Genomic DNA, 15,285 nt, shown 5'->3' with positions numbered 1-15,285 from the left:
GCTCTACCGTCCGCGCAGCGTGCGGTAGGCGGACACGAGTCCGGCGGTGGAGCTGTCGAGGTGCTCGGCGCCCTCGCCCTCCGTCAGGACCGGCTCGATCCGCTTGGCGAGGACCTTGCCGAGTTCGACGCCCCACTGGTCGAAGGAGTCGATGTTCCAGACGGCGCCCTGGACGAAGACCTTGTGCTCGTACAGCGCGATGAGCTGGCCGAGGACGGACGGGGTGAGTGCGTCGGCGAGGATCGTGGTGGTGGGGTGGTTCCCCTGGAAGGTCTTGTGCGGGACGAGCTCCTCGGGGACGCCCTCCGCCCGTACCTCGTCCGGCGTCTTGCCGAAGGCCAGCGCCTGGGTCTGGGCGAAGAAGTTGGCCATGAGCAGGTCGTGCTGGCCGACGAGGCCCGGCAGCAGGTCGTCGACGGGCCGCGCGAAGCCGATGAAGTCGGCCGGGATGACCTTGGTGCCCTGGTGGATCAACTGGTAGTAGGCGTGCTGCCCGTTGGTGCCGGGGGTGCCCCAGACGACCGGGCCGGTCTGCCAGTCGACCCGGTTGCCCTCGCGGTCCACCGACTTGCCGTTGGACTCCATGTCCAGCTGCTGGAGGTAGGCGGTGAACTTGGAGAGGTAGTGCGAGTACGGCAGGACGGCGTGCGACTGGGCGTCGAAGAACGCGCCGTACCAGACGCCGAGGAGACCGAGCAGCAGCGGCGCGTTCTCCTCGGGCGGAGCCGTGCGGAAGTGCTCGTCGACGAGGTGGAAGCCGTCGAGCATCTCGCGGAAGCGCTCCGGGCCGATGGCGATCATCAGGGAGAGGCCGATGGCGGAGTCGTACGAGTAGCGGCCGCCGACCCAGTCCCAGAACTCGAACATGTTCGCGGTGTCGATGCCGAACTCCTCGACCTTCTCGGCATTGGTCGAGAGGGCCACGAAGTGCTTGGCGACGGCGTCCTGGTCGGCCTTGAGGCCGGTGAGGAGCCAGTTCCGCGCGGAGGTGGCGTTGGTGATCGTCTCGATGGTGGTGAAGGTCTTCGAGGCGACGATGAAGAGCGTCTCGGCCGGGTCGAGGTCGCGGACGGCCTCGTGAAGGTCGGCGCCGTCGACGTTGGAGACGAAACGGAGCGTCAGGTCCCGCTGGGTGAAGGAGCGCAGGACCTCGTAGGCCATGGCGGGGCCGAGGTCGGAGCCACCGATGCCGATGTTGACGATGTTCTTGATCGGCTTGCCGGTGTGGCCGGTCCACTCGCCCGCGCGGACCTTGTCGGAGAACGCGCCCATCCTGTCGAGGACGGCGTGGACGCCGGGGACGACGTTCTCCCCGTCGACCTCGATCACGGCTCCGCGGGGGGCGCGGAGCGCGGTGTGCAGGACCGCGCGGTCCTCGGTGGTGTTGATCTTCTCGCCGCGGAACATGGCGTCGCGGAGCTCGGCGACGCCGGTGACGGCCGCCAGTTCGCGCAGCAGGGTCAGCGTCTCGTCGGTGACGAGGTGCTTGGAGTAGTCCAGGTAGAGGTCGCCGACGCGCAGGGCGTAGCCGGTGCCACGCTCCGCGTCGGCGGCGAACAGGTCGCGCAGCCGGGTCTCGCCCAGCTGCTCACGGTGCTTGCCGAGGGCCGCCCACTCGGGCAGCCGGTTGAGCCTGGTGCGGCCTTCGTTGTTCATCTCGGACATCGCCCACTTCTTCTCGTACTGCTTGTCTGCCCCGCTGCCTCTCCAACCTAATTGATCAGGGGGGCGAGTGACGCGACGGCGAGCGCGAACAGCGCCGCCGCGAGCAGTGCCGGGGTGAGCGGTCCCCAGCCGGCGGCCGCCGCACCGCCCAGCACGGCCCCGAGCGGGGCACCGGCGACCGCGAGGGTGCGGAAGGCCGCGGCGATGCGGCCGAGCATGCCCTCGGGGGCGCGCTCCTGCATGAGGGTCGTCTGCTGGACGTTCCACACGGTCCCCATGAAGCCGAGCACCGCCATGGCCCCGATCGACACCGCGAGGACGGGCACCGTCCCCAACAGGACCAGGCAGCCGGTCTGGACGGTCCCGGCGAGGAGCACCGCGCGTATCCGTCCGGTCCGTTCGGCGATCCGGCGGGCCAGGAACCCGCCGGCGACACCGCCGGCGGCGAAGGCGGTGACGGTGGCCGCGTATCCGGTGTTCCCGGTGTCGAGACCGTCGGTGACCAGGACGACGAGCGTGGCGATGAGGGCGCCCATGCCGATGTTGCAGAGGGTGGTGGCGGTGCAGAGCCATCTCAGGGACCGGTCCGCGCGCAGCACGGCGAGCCCCTCGGCCATCTCGGCCCGGAGGGTGGATCCGGCGGGGCGGGGCGGCCTCGCGGGTGCCCCGGTCCGCAGGGAGGCGATGAGGAGCGCGGCCAGGACGTAGGTGGCGGCGTCCGCGGCGTACGGCACGGCGGGTCCGGCGAGGAGCAGGGCGGGCACCAGGGGTGCGGCGAGGAGCCCGCCCGCGAGCTGCTGACCGGTCATCAGGCGGGCGTTGGCCCCGGCGAGGGTCTCGGCGGGCACGAGGGAGGGGAGCAGTGCGGTGGCGGCGTTGTCGAAGAGGGTCTGCAGCGTGGTGAGGGCGAAGGCGAGGACGAGGAGCAGGGCGATGCCGGCGTGTCCGAGCGCGACGGCGACGGCGAACCCGGCCATGAGCGCGCCGCGGACGAGGTCGACGGCCCACATGGCCCGTCGCTGGTCGACACGGTCGGCGACGGCCCCGCCGAGCAGTCCGAAGAGCAGCCAGGGCAGATAGCCGCAGGCGGTGACGGAGGCGATGAGGAGGGGGTCGTCGGTGAGCGAGGCGGCGAGCAGCGGCATCGCGGCGGTGCGCAGGGAGTCGCCGAAGCGGGAGACGACCGCGGCCGTCCACAGCCTCCCGAAACCGCCCCGCCAGGCGGGCGCGGTCCTGCCGCCCGCTGTCGCCGTCATCGCCATGGTGTGCGCCCCGTTCGTCCCCGGATCCGAAGAGCCCTCCGGACGACGTTAGGGGGTGCCACTGACAACGGGCCGTCTCGTGTGCGGAGATGGCGGGCCGGGGACCCCCGGGGACGACGAACGGGCCTCGTCCGCGAACCGGGTTCGCGGGCAGGGCCCGTTCGTCACATCGTCACACCGTGTTCAGATCTCACCGCGCAGCTTGGCCAGCGCCTCGGCGAGGATCGCCTCGCCGTCCGCGTCGCTGCGCCGCTCACGCACATAGGCGAGGTGGGTCTTGTACGGCTCCGTGCGCGGCGGGTCCGGCGGGTTGTCCCGGTCCTGACCGGCCGGGAAGCCGCACCGTGGACAGTCCCAGGTCTCGGGGATCGCCGCGTCGCTGGCGAAGCTCGGCTGCGTCTCGTGCCCGTTCGAGCACCAGAAGGAGATGCGGGCGCGCGGCGCCGATTCGCCCCGCTCGGCCTCGCCCATCGGCCCCGCCCCGACCCGGCTTCCCCGGATCGCGTTGCCACTTGCCACGGTCGTAACTCCCTGCGTGATGGTGCTCGAAGATGCCCCAGTCTACGTAAGGCCCAACGCGCGTCCAGTGTTCGGAGTTACCCGTCCAACTTCATCAGCAGACCAAGTACCACAATGCAGGCGAACCAGAGCAGACCGACCACGACGGTGATGCGGTCCAGGTTGCGCTCGGCGACCGAGGAGCCGCCGACGGAGGACTGCATTCCGCCTCCGAACATGTCGGAGAGGCCGCCACCCTTGCCCTTGTGCATCAGCACGAGCAGCATCAGCAGCCCGCTGAAGACGATGAGGGCGATCGAGAACCCCATAACCACGGCTGGACCAACTTCCTCGGACTTATACGGACGGGGGCCGGGCACCTGCCCGACCCCCGCAAGGGTACGACGTAACTCCGCTACCGCATACTCACTGGTCGCGGAAGCGGGCGATCTTGACGAACTCGTCGGCGTCCAGGGCCGCGCCGCCCACCAGGGCGCCGTCGACGTCCGGCTGCGCCATGATCGCGCCGACGTTGCCGGACTTGACCGAGCCGCCGTACTGGATGCGGACCTTGTCGGCCAGCTCCTGCGAGTACAGCTCCGCGAGGCGGCCGCGGATCGCCCCGCAGACCTCCTGGGCGTCGTCGGGGGTGGCGACCTCGCCGGTGCCGATGGCCCACACCGGCTCGTACGCGATCACGATGGTCTCGGCCTGCTCGGCCGGGACGTCCTTCAGACCGCCGTCGAGCTGGGCGAGGGTGTACTCGACCTGGTTCCCGGCCTTGCGGATGTCCAGGCCCTCGCCGACGCAGAGGATCGGGGTCACGCCGTGCTTGAAGGCGGCCTTCACCTTGGCGTTGCAGACCTCGTCGTTCTCGGCGTGGTACTGCCGGCGCTCGGAGTGGCCGACGGCGACGTAGGCGCACTTCAGCTTGGACAGCATCAGGCCCGAGATCTCGCCGGTGTAGGCACCGGAGTCGTGCGCCGAGATGTCCTGGGCGCCGTACTTGATCTTGAGCTTGTCGCCGTCGATCAGGGTCTGCACGGACCGCAGGTCGGTGAAGGGGACCAGGACCGCGACCTCACAGGCGTCGTAGTCCTTGTCGGTCAGGGCGAAGGCGAGCTTCTGGACGTGGGCGATGGCCTCGAGGTGGTTGAGGTTCATCTTCCAGTTCCCCGCCATCAGCGGGGTGCGGGTGCTGCTCATGAAAGGGTCAGTCCTCCAGTGCGGCGAGGCCGGGAAGCGTCTTGCCCTCGAGGTATTCGAGGGAGGCGCCGCCGCCGGTCGAAATGTGGCCGAATGCCTTCTCGTCGAAGCCCAGGATGCGGACGGCGGCGGCGGAGTCGCCACCACCGACGACCGTGAAGGCCGGGGATTCGACGAGCGCCTGGGCGACGGCCTTGGTGCCCTCGGCGTAGTCGGGGTGCTCGAAGACGCCCATCGGACCGTTCCAGAAAACGGTGCCGGCGTCGGCGAGCTTCGAGGCGTAGAGCTTACGGGTCTCCGGACCGATGTCCAGGCCCTCCTCGTCCGCCGGGATGGCGTCCGCGGCGACCGTGGTCGGGTTGGCCGGAGCCTTGGTCTTCAGGTCCGGGAACTCGGACGAGACCAGGACGTCGACGGGGAGGACGAACTCCACGCCGCGCTTCTCGGCACGCGCCAGGTACTCCTGGACCGCCGGGATCTGGTCCTCCTGGAGCAGCGAGATGCCGACCTCGTGGCCCTGGGCCTTGAGGAAGGTGTACGCCATGCCGCCGCCGATGAGGATGCGGTCGGCCTTCTCCAGGAGGTGGTCGATCACGCCGAGCTTGTCGGAGACCTTGGCGCCGCCGAGCGCGACCACGTACGGCCGCTTGACGTCCTCGGTGAGCTTCTTCAGTACGCCGACCTCGGTGGCGATGAGGTAGCCCGCGGCGTGCGGCAGGCGCGCCGGGAGGTCGAAGACCGAGGCGTGCTTGCGGTGCACGGCGCCGAAGCCGTCGCCGACGTAGACGTCGGCGAGGGCGGCGAGCCGGTCCGCGAACGCGCCGCGCTCGGCGTCGTCCTTGGCGGTCTCGCCGGCGTTGAAGCGGAGGTTCTCGATCACGGCGACCCCGCCGTCGGAGAGGCCCGCGACGGTGGCGGTGGCGGACTCGCCGACCGTGTCCGTCGCGAAGGCCACCTCGGCGCCGAGGAGCTCGCCGAGCCGCGCGGCGGCCGGGGCGAGGGAGAACGCCGGGTCCGGGGCGCCCTTCGGGCGGCCCAGGTGCGAGGCGACCACGACGCGGGCACCCGCGTCGGCGAGCGCCTTGACCGTGGGCACGACGGCGCGGATGCGGCCGTCGTCGGTGATGGTGGTGCCGTCGAGCGGCACGTTGAGATCGGCGCGGACGAACACCCGCTTGCCGGAGACGCCTTCGGCGAGAAGCTCGTCGATCGTCTTCATCTGTCACAGACTCCTTGGTACGCGGTGGAGCACACAAACAGGGCTCGCACAGCGCGGCGTTGCGCTGCCCGAGCCCTGCTCACATCGAAAGCCTGCCCTGAAGTTTAGAGCTGGCCGCCGACGAAGACGGTGAGGTCGACGAGACGGTTGGAGTAGCCCCACTCGTTGTCGTACCAGCCCAGGATCTTGACCGTGTTGCCTTCCTGGACCATGGTCAGGGAGGCGTCGAAGGTGCAGGACGCCGGGTCGCCCACGATGTCCGAGGACACGATCTGGTCCTCGGTGTAGTACAGGATGCCCTTGAGGTCGCCGTCGTCGGCGGCCTTCTTGAACGCGGCGTTGACCTCGTCCTTGGTGACCTCGCGGTCGAGCGTCACGACCAGGTCGGTCGCGGAACCGGTCGGGACCGGGACGCGCATGGCGATGCCGTCGAGCTTGCCCTTGAGCTGCGGGAGGACCAGGGCGGTGGCCTTGGCGGCGCCCGTCGTGGTCGGGATGATGTTCTCCGCGGCGGCGCGGGCGCGGCGCAGGTCCTTGTGCGGGAAGTCCAGGATGCGCTGGTCGTTGGTGTACGCGTGGACCGTGGTCATCAGGCCCTTGACGATGCCGAAGTTCTCGTCGAGAACCTTCGCCATCGGCGCGACACAGTTGGTGGTGCAGGACGCGTTCGAGATGACGTTGTGCTGCGCCGGGTCGTACTTGTCCTGGTTGACGCCCATCACGATGGTGATGTCCTCGTCGCTGGCCGGAGCCGAGATGAGGACCTTCTTGGCGCCGCCGGCGATGTGCTTCTCGGCGTCGGCCTTCTTGGTGAAGATGCCGGTCGACTCGATGACGATGTCGACGCCGAGCTCGCCCCAGGGGATGTCGGCCGGGTTGCGCTCGGAGAGCACCTTGATGGTGCGGCCGTCGACGGTGATCGTGTCGGCGGTGTGGGTCACCTCGGCCTTGAGACGGCCCAGGATGGTGTCGTACTTCAGCAGGTGTGCCGTGGTCGCGGTGTCACCCAGATCGTTGACAGCCACGATCTCGATGTCAGCACCCTGCTCAAGGAGCGCGCGGAAGTAGTTCCGGCCGATGCGGCCAAAGCCGTTGATGCCTACGCGGATCGTCACGAACCGATCTCCTCGTTAGGTACGCCGGTGTGCACGACGCCGGCGAGATTTTTGTTTTTTGGGATGTCCCCGACCGCTTACGACCCTACCCCCACAGGACCCCCGTAGTGACATCCAGCGCATCCGGACGAGCCCGGAAAGTGAGGGAGAACGGCCGACGGCCCGTACCTACCAACGGGTACGGGCCGCCGTGGGACCTTTGTCCCCACTACGCTCCGTCAGCGGCGGAGCACCCCGAGGGCGCGGCCGACGAGACGTGCCCGCTCACTCGCGCCGGGCACCTGCTCCAGGCCGTAGCCGAGGAGGACGGTGTCACGCGTGGTGACCGCGGCCTGCGACTGGAAGAGCGCCCCGGAGCGCGCCCAGTCCCCGCCGTTGCCGGGGCTGCCGGCGGGCGCGCCCGGTACGGTCCACGCGCCGAGGGAGGTCTCGAAGCCCTCGGCCTCGGTGGTGGTCCCGGTGACGAGGCGGGTGTCGTCGACGAAGGCGCCCATCTCCCCCGTACCGGGGTCGGAGATGTAGGAGACGGAGAGCTCGACCTTCTTGCCGGCCCAGGCGCTCAGGTCGACGGAGGCCTGCCGCCAGCCGTTGGACGGGCCGGTGAAGGCGTTCCAGGAGCCGGTGGTGCCGGTGGTGGCGCAGCCGTCCTCGCCGACGGTGAGGTAGTGGGCGAGGAAGGGGTGGCCCCGGACGTAGTAGCCCTCGCCGCAGTCGGCGGGGGCCTCGGTGGAGGTGCCGCCGTTGCGGTCGGGCAGGGTCGTCCAGTCGTCCTGGCCGACGGTGTGGGCCTCGACGACGACGTTGTCGTAGCCGGGCTCCGTGTCGTAGCTGACCTGGAAGTCCAGGCGCGGTGCCGACGCGGCGGGGACGCCGGTGAGGTCGACGGTCCTGCTGAGCCGGGCCCAGGTGTCGTCGGCGTGCTTGACGGCCGCGAAGGTCGCGCCCTCGGCGGGCTCGAAGGGCATCCGGATGCCCGGGTAGGAGCCGGCGGACGCGCTGCTCGCGAACTGCGGGAACTCCTTCGGCTTCAGGGTGTCCGAGGTGACGGTGTACGCGCCCGCGTTGTCCAGCGGGTTGTCGGCGGAGGCGCCGAGACCCGCGCCGATGCCCTTGAAGGCGCCGCCGCCGGCGAAGGCGGGCGGGTTCTTGAGGCCGGCCCGGTGGTAGGCGCCGAGGTAGTACTGGGCGAAGTCGTTGGTCTCGGCCAGGCCGACCTGGGTGAGACCGCCGGACTTCTCACCGGTGTTGATCAGCTTGCCGCCCTCGTTGAGGTAGGCGCGGACGGCGAGCTGGGCGGCTCCGGAGGGTCGCTCGGCGCCGGTGTACCAGACGACCGTACGGAAGTGGGAGAGCACGCCGAGCGCGTCCGGGGCGCCCTGGGTGGCGACGTCCCAGACGGCGGCCTTCCGGCCGTTGTCGGCGAGCGCCTTCACATACGCGGCGGTGTGCTTCGCGGCGGTGGTGCCGCCCTCGTCGGCGAGGACGAGGACGTCGCCGCGGGGCCGCTCGGCCACCGTGTAGGTGAAGGGGGTGGAGGCGGTGGCCCGGCCCTCCCGGGTGCGGGCGGTGAACCAGACCTCGACGGAGTCGCCGGGCCGGGCGTCCTCGACCTCGGCGCGGTACTCGTCGAAGTAGAGGTTGTCCTCGCCGCCGTAGGTCTCGCCGCCCTTCCAGGCGTCGAGCTCCTCGCTGTGGGTGCGGCCGCCGTTGATCCGGTACTTCAGGGTCTTTCCGCGCAGCGACTTGCGCGCGGTGACCGCGATCTCCTGCTCCTCGCCGCGGGCGTAGGAGGTGGTGAAGGTCTTCGGCGTGAAGTCGGGGGCGTCGATGCCGACCGGGGAGACGGGCCGGTCCGGGTGGGCGGCGGTCTCGGCGACGGCCAGCGCGAAGGGGATGTTCTTCGCGAACTCGGCCTGGATCAGCTTCTCGTCGTCAGGGAAGGTGAAGACGGAGGCGCAGTCGGCCGGGTTCCAGGCGTCGGCGGGGTCGACCCGGGAGGCGGTGGCACAGGTCGACATCTCGGGGGTGAACATCTGCATGTGGTTGACGTTGGCGGCGTGACCGTCCGCCTCGCCGTTGGTGATGTACAGCTCCGAGGAGACCTGCGGCCGGTAGCCGGGCACGGCGGAGTTCTGCGGGGTGCCGGCGAGGGCCTTGAGGGCCACATCGTCGGGGGTGTCGGTGGCGACCTGCCAGCCCACGCCGTACAGCAGGAGCTGGGCGGCCGAGTGGTAGTTGATGCCGTACGCGAAGCCGATCCGCTTCTGGAAGGCGTCGAGGGCCTTGGTCTCGGGCTCCGACATGGGGCCCTTGCCGCGGAAGGTCTCGTCGGCCGGGTCGGGCGACGAACCCTCGTTGTCGTAGCCCCACTTGTAGGAGAAGTTGCGGTTCAGGTCGACGCCGTCCCCGGGGGTGATCCGGCCGTCTCCGTCGTTGTCGCGGAGGTTCTTGCGCCACTGCCGGTTGGCGGGGTCCGCGTGGGTGTGGTCGTAGCCGTCCGGGTTGGCGGAGAGCACGAACCAGAGCTCGGTGGAGTCGACGATCCGGGTGATCCGCTCGTCCTTGCCGTACCCGTCGAGGTAGTGGTGCATCAGCCGCCGGGTCATCTCCGGGGTGATCCACTCACGCGCGTGCTGGTTGGACATGTACAGCGTGGCGGGCTTGGAGCCGTCCTTGACCCGCGGGGCGCCCCTGCTGACCTTGAGGGCGAGGATGTCCTGGCCCTTCACGGTCTTGCCGATGGAGACGACCTTGGTGATCCCGGGGTTCGCCCGGGCGGTGTCCAGGATCTCCTGCTTGAGGCCGTTCGGGCCTCCGTACGGGCGGAAGACACCGTCCCCCGCGGCGGCCACCCGCTTCTCGGCGGAGGCGGTCAGGCTGTGCTCGGCGAGCTCGACGCCCTGGCCGCGCAACCGCCCGGCCTGCCGGCCGGTGAGGAAGAGCTCGACCGTCGCGGAGCCCTTCGCGGGCACCCGCTCGGTCAGTTCGTGCGCGTCGGCACCGGCCTCCAGGAGCAGCGGAACCTGCTCCTTGGTGACCTCGGCGCGCCATACGGAGAGGCCGTCGCCGCCGTCCCGGTCGTTCGGCTGCGCTCCGGCGACGGGTGCCGCCGCCACTCCCGCGATCAGCAATGAAGCCGCTGCGAGGATCGATCTCGCTCTGCGTCTCATGAGCCCCCCTTGTCATCGTCTGCCACGAAGGTGAACAGACGCCAGGCTCATGGGCGCCCATGGACCTGTCAAGGGTGCCTCGCGGGTGGACGAAAAAGCTGCCGGCGCCTCAGAAAGGCACCGGCAGCCCGGAGTTCGGAATTCCGTACGACGGGGGATCCGGTCAGCCGACCAGGCTGTCGTCCAGCTCCTCGGTCAGGTTGGACTCGGTCCCGGGAACGCCCAGGTCCTGTGCCCGCTTGTCGGCCATCGCGAGCAGCCGGCGGATCCGCCCGGCGACCGCGTCCTTCGTCAGCGGCGGGTCGGCGAGCGCGCCCAGCTCCTCCAGGGAGGCCTGCTTGTGCTCCATGCGGAGCCGGCCGGCCGCCGCCAGGTGCTCGGGCACCTCCTCGCCGAGAATCTCCAGGGCGCGCTGCACCCGGGCCCCGGCGGCGACCGCGGCGCGGGCCGAGCGGCGCAGGTTCGCGTCGTCGAAGTTGGCCAGGCGGTTGGCGGTGGCGCGCACCTCGCGCCGCATCCGCCGCTCCTCCCAGGCAAGCACCGACTCGTGCGCGCCGAGCCGGGTCAGCAGGGCGCCGATCGCGTCGCCGTCGCGGACGACCACCCGGTCCACTCCCCGTACCTCCCGGGCCTTCGCCGCGATGGACAGCCGGCGCGCCGCGCCGACCAGGGCGAGCGCCGCCTCCGGACCCGGGCAGGTCACCTCCAGGGAGGAGGACCGGCCGGGCTCGGTCAGCGAACCGTGCGCGAGGAACGCACCCCGCCAGGCCGCCTCCGCGTCGCAGGTCGCCCCCGAGACCACCTGCGGGGGGAGGCCCCGGATGGGGCGGCCCCGGCCGTCCACGAGACCCGTCTGCCGGGCCAGCTGGTCGCCTCCGGCCACCACCCGCACCACGAAGCGCGAGCCGCGCCGCAGCCCGCCGGGGGCCATCACGATCAGCTCCGAGCTGTGCCCGAAGATCTCCAGGATGTCCCGCTTGAGCCGGCGCGCCGCCATCGCGGTGTCCAGCTCCGCCTCGATCACGATGCGGCCGCTCACCAGGTGCAGCCCGCCCGCGAACCGCAGGATCGACGAGACCTCTGCCTTCCTGCAGCAGGTCCGGGTGACGGGAAGCCGGGAGATCTCGTCCTTCACCGCTGCCGTCATCGCCATGGGCCGATCCTTCCATGCATCCGAAAAATACGGTCGTACGCGGCGGCCAACAGCTCCGGGTCATGCTTCGCGGAGCCGTCGGGCCCGGCCACCGGCGCCAGCTCGACCGCGGCACCGAGCCGCTTGGCGGCATCGGCGAGGGACTCGCGGTCGGGCACGGCGGCCTCGTCGGCCAGCACCACGTCCAGGGCGAGTTTAGGGGCGTGTCGTCCCAAAACCTCCAAATGACGCTGCGGGGAGAAGCCCTCGGTTTCTCCGGGCTGCGGCGCGAGGTTCAGTGAGAGCACCTTCCGGGCCTTCGTCTCGGCCAGCGCGTCCAGCAGTTCGGGCACGAGGAGGTGCGGGATGACGGACGAGAACCAGGAGCCGGGACCGAGGACCACCCAGTCCGCGTCCAGGACCGCCTCGACCGCCTCGGGCACCGCCGGCGGGTCGTTCGGCACGAGGTGCACGGACTGGACGTCGCCGGGAGTGAGCGCCACGGTCGCCTGACCGCGCACGGTGTCCACGTCGTCCGGACGCTCCGGGTCGTGACCCTTGACCAGGGCCTGGAGCTCCAGGGGCACGGCGGACATGGGCAGCACCCGGCCCTGGGCGCCGAGCAGTCGGCCCACCAGGTCGAGGGCCTGCACGGGGTCGCCGAGCTGCTCCCAGAGGGCGACGATCAGCAGGTTGCCGACGGCGTGGCCGTTGATCTCGCCCTTGGACTGGAAGCGGTGCTGGATGACCCGGGCCCACGTCTGGCCCCAGTCGTCGTCGCCGCAGAGCGCGGCGAGCGCCTTGCGGAGGTCGCCCGGGGGCAGCACGCCCAGCTCCTCCCGGAGCCGGCCGCTGGAACCCCCGTCGTCGGCGACGGTGACGACGGCGGTGAGGTCGCCGGTGATCCGGCGGAGGGCGGCGAGGGAGGCGGAGAGGCCCATCCCGCCGCCCAGCGCGACCACCTTCGGCTGGGCGCCGCGCCTGCGGAGCGTACGCCGCACCGAGAGGGTGGAGACGCGACGGCGGTACGGCTTCACTCGCGCCCCATGTCCCGGTGCACGACGACGGTCTCGACCCCTTCGGCGGCGATGCGGGCGGCGAGCCGCTCGGCGGTGGCCACGGAGCGGTGCTTGCCGCCGGTGCAGCCCACGGCGATGGTCACGTACCGCTTGCCCTCGCGGCGGTAGCCCGCGGCGATCAGCTGGAGCAGCTCGGTGTAGCGGTCGAGGAACTCCTTGGCGCCGGGCTGGTTGTAGACGTAGTTCGACACCTCCTCGTTGAGGCCGGTGAAGGGGCGCAGCTCGGGGACCCAGTGCGGGTTCGGCAGGAAGCGCATGTCGACGACGAGGTCGGCGTCGACCGGCAGGCCGTACTTGAACCCGAAGGACATCACGGTGGCCCGCAGCTCGGGCTCCTCGTCGCCGGCGAACTGGGCGTCCATCTTGGCGCGCAGCTCGTGCACGTTGAGGCTGGAGGTGTCGATGACCAGGTCGGCGTCGCCGCGCAGCTCGCGCAGCAGGTCGCGCTCGGCGGCGATGCCGTCGGTGATCCGGCCGTCGCCCTGGAGCGGGTGGGGCCTGCGGACCGACTCGAAGCGCCGGACCAGTGCGTCGTCGGACGACTCCAGGAAGACGATCCGACGGGTGACCTGCTTGGAGTCCAGGTCGGCGAGGGACTCCCTGAGGTTGTCGAAGAACTGCCGGCCGCGGACGTCCACGACGACGGCGATCCGGGCGACATTGCCCTGGGAGCGGGCGCCGAGCTCCACCATGGTGGGGATCAGCGCGGGCGGCAGGTTGTCCACGACGAACCAGCCGAGGTCCTCCAGACACTTCGCCGCGGTGGACCGGCCGGCTCCGGACATACCGGAGATGATCACCAGCTCGGGAATGGCCGCCTCGGCGTCGTTGTCGCCGGGGGTCTCCTTCGTGCCCGTACTCACGTGTCCTGCTCCGTCTTCTCGGTCGTGCTCTTCGTGCGTGTGCTGCGAGTGCTGCGTGTCCTGCGTGTCGTGCTGCTGCTCGTGCGCGGTCATGCCGTGCCGCCCCCGTCGTCTTCCATGATCTCTCCTGTCGCCGTGTTCACGGCGGGCGCCGCCGGGGCCGCCTGCGCGAGGGCCACGACGACCGCCTCCGCGGTCTTCCGGCCCATGCCGGGAACCTCGCAGATCTGCTCGATTGTCGCCTGCCGGAGCCGCTTCACCGAGCCGAAATGCTTGATCAACGACTGTTTCCGGGTCTCACCGAGGCCGGGCACCGCGTCGAGAGGGCTGGTCCGGATACGTTTCGCGCGCTTGGAGCGCTGGTAGCGGATGGCGAAGTCGTGAGCCGTGTCACGTACCCGCTGGAGGAGGTACAGGCCCTCGCTGGAGCGGGGCAGCACCACCGGGTCGTCGTCGCCGGGCAGCCACACCTCCTCCAGCCGCTTGGCGAGCCCGCACACCGCGATGTCGGAGATCCCGAGCTCGTCGAGGGCACGCCGGGCCGCGGCGACCTGCGGCTGCCCGCCGTCGACCACGACGAGCTGCGGCGGGTACGCGAAGCGCTTGGGCCGCCCGCTCTCCTCCGGGTCCTCCACGACCCCCTCGGGGTCCCACTCCCCCGTCTTCTCCTTCTCGGCGAGATAACGCCGGAAGCGGCGGCCGATCACCTCGTGCATGGACCGGACGTCGTCCTGACCCTCGAAGCCCTTGATCTGGAAGCGGCGGTACTCGCTCTTGCGGGGCAGTCCGTCCTCGAAGACCACCATCGAGGCCACCACGTCCTCCCCCTGGAGGTGCGAGATGTCGAAGCACTCGATCCGCAGCGGCGCCGAGTCCAGGTCCAGGGCCTCGGCGATCTCCTCCAGGGCCCGGGAGCGGGTGGTCAGGTCGCTGGCGCGCTTCGTCTTGTGCAGGACGAGCGCCTGCTGGGCGTTGCGCGCGACGGTCTCCATCAGGTCCTTCTTGTCGCCGCGCTGCGGGATCCGCAGCGAGACGTTGGACCCGCGGCGGCCGGAGAGCCAGGCGGTGACGGCCCCGGCGTCCTCGGGCAGCGCCGGGACCAGGACCTCCTTGGGCACCGTGTCCCCGCTCTCCTCGCCGTACAGCTGCTGGATCGCGTGCTCGACGAGCCCGGCCGTGTCGACGGCCTCGACCTTGTCGGTGACCCAGCCGCGCTGGCCGCGGACGCGTCCGCCGCGCACGTGGAAGATCTGCACCGCGGCCTCCAGCTCGTCCTCGGCCAGCGCGATCAGGTCGGCGTCGGTGGCGTCGGCGAGCACGACCGCGCTCTTCTCCATGGCCCGGCGCAGCGCCTCTATGTCGTCGCGGAGCCGCCCGGCCTTCTCGTACTCCATGTCCTCGGCCGCGAGCATCATCTGCTTCTCCAGCCGGCGGATGTACGTACCCGTACGGCCGGCCATGAAGTCGCTGAACTCCTCGGCCAGCTCGCGGTGTTCCTCCGGGGTGACCCGGCCGACACAGGGCGCCGAGCACTTGCCGATGTACCCGAGGAGACAGGGGCGCCCGGCGGAGGCGGCGTTACGGAAGACACCCGCGGAGCAGGTCCGCACCGGGAAGACCCGCAGCATCAGGTCGACGGTCTCGCGGATCGCCCACGCGTGCGCGTACGGCCCGAAGTAGCGCACGCCCTTCTTCTTGTGGCCGCGCAGGACCTGGACGCGCGGGAACTCCTCGTTCATCGTCACGGCGAGGTACGGGTAGCTCTTGTCGTCCCGGTACTTGACGTTGAACCGGGGGTCGTACTCCTTGATCCAGGAGTACTCCAGCTGGAGCGCCTCGACCTCGGTCGACACGACGGTCCACTCCACGGACGCCGCGGTGGTCACCATGGTGGCCGTCCGCGGGTGCAGGCTCGTGAGCGGCTGGAAGTAGTTGGCCAGCCGCTGCCGGAGGGACTTCGCCTTCCCCACGTAGATCACCCGGCGGTGCTCGTCGCGGAACTTGTAGACCCCCGGGGAGTCGGGGATCTGACCCGGCTTGGGGCGGTAGCTGGAGGGGTCTGCCATGCTCCCCACC

Annotated in this window: 12 protein-coding genes; all 12 read right to left on the bottom strand. The window is 70.7% G+C overall.

Going from position 1 to position 15,285, the window contains the following annotated elements; genetic code table 11:
* Positions 1–3: 3 nt before the first annotated feature.
* The 12 genes from pgi to uvrC all read right to left on the bottom strand — a co-directional run bounded on the left by pgi (position 4) and on the right by uvrC (position 15,275).
* Positions 4–1,656 (bottom strand): glucose-6-phosphate isomerase, encoded by a 1,653-nt coding sequence (gene pgi / locus ACZ4XX_RS05520; protein WP_468506776.1) that lies wholly within the window; start codon positions 1,654–1,656, stop codon positions 4–6.
* A 56-nt stretch (positions 1,657–1,712) separates the two neighbouring features.
* Entirely contained in the window at positions 1,713–2,921 is a 1,209-nt protein-coding gene (locus ACZ4XX_RS05515; protein ID WP_468506657.1) for an MFS transporter, read from the bottom strand.
* A 189-nt stretch (positions 2,922–3,110) separates the two neighbouring features.
* Positions 3,111–3,446: an RNA polymerase-binding protein RbpA gene (locus ACZ4XX_RS05510; RefSeq protein ID WP_071891222.1), complete on the bottom strand. Its 336-nt coding sequence runs from the start codon at positions 3,444–3,446 to the stop codon at positions 3,111–3,113.
* A 77-nt stretch (positions 3,447–3,523) separates the two neighbouring features.
* Entirely contained in the window at positions 3,524–3,754 is a 231-nt protein-coding gene (secG, locus tag ACZ4XX_RS05505) for a preprotein translocase subunit SecG (RefSeq protein WP_017238647.1), read from the bottom strand.
* A gap of 97 nt (positions 3,755–3,851) precedes the next feature.
* Positions 3,852–4,631, bottom strand: a complete 780-nt coding sequence (gene tpiA, locus ACZ4XX_RS05500; RefSeq protein WP_327161395.1) for a triose-phosphate isomerase — start codon at positions 4,629–4,631, stop codon at positions 3,852–3,854.
* A gap of 7 nt (positions 4,632–4,638) precedes the next feature.
* Positions 4,639–5,850, bottom strand: coding sequence for a phosphoglycerate kinase (locus tag ACZ4XX_RS05495; protein ID WP_468506656.1), 1,212 nt, complete (start codon positions 5,848–5,850; stop codon positions 4,639–4,641).
* 104 nt (positions 5,851–5,954) lie between these two features.
* Positions 5,955–6,965 carry a type I glyceraldehyde-3-phosphate dehydrogenase gene (gene gap, locus ACZ4XX_RS05490; protein WP_266890588.1) on the bottom strand — a complete coding sequence of 337 codons (1,011 nt, stop codon included), beginning with the start codon at positions 6,963–6,965 and terminating at the stop codon, positions 5,955–5,957.
* A 218-nt stretch (positions 6,966–7,183) separates the two neighbouring features.
* Positions 7,184–10,135, bottom strand: coding sequence for a M14 family metallopeptidase (locus ACZ4XX_RS05485; protein WP_468506655.1), 2,952 nt, complete (start codon positions 10,133–10,135; stop codon positions 7,184–7,186).
* Between the two features lie 163 nt (positions 10,136–10,298).
* Entirely contained in the window at positions 10,299–11,288 is a 990-nt protein-coding gene (gene whiA, locus ACZ4XX_RS05480; protein ID WP_468506654.1) for a DNA-binding protein WhiA, read from the bottom strand.
* Entirely contained in the window at positions 11,279–12,304 is a 1,026-nt protein-coding gene (locus ACZ4XX_RS05475; RefSeq protein WP_468506653.1) for a gluconeogenesis factor YvcK family protein, read from the bottom strand. Before ACZ4XX_RS05475 ends, whiA begins: the two co-directional genes overlap by 10 nt.
* A complete protein-coding gene (rapZ, locus tag ACZ4XX_RS05470; protein WP_468506652.1) occupies positions 12,301–13,302 on the bottom strand; it encodes an RNase adapter RapZ in 1,002 nt (333 codons plus the stop codon). The genes ACZ4XX_RS05475 and rapZ overlap by 4 nt, the downstream gene beginning before the upstream one ends.
* Positions 13,299–15,275 (bottom strand): excinuclease ABC subunit UvrC, encoded by a 1,977-nt coding sequence (gene uvrC / locus ACZ4XX_RS05465; protein ID WP_468506651.1) that lies wholly within the window; start codon positions 15,273–15,275, stop codon positions 13,299–13,301. Before uvrC ends, rapZ begins: the two co-directional genes overlap by 4 nt.
* Positions 15,276–15,285: the final 10 nt, after the last annotated feature.

The organism is Streptomyces sp. NPDC029956 (assembly GCF_055574655.1).
Note: the sequence above shows the minus strand (reverse complement) of the source record. Positions and strands in the feature narration are given on the sequence as shown.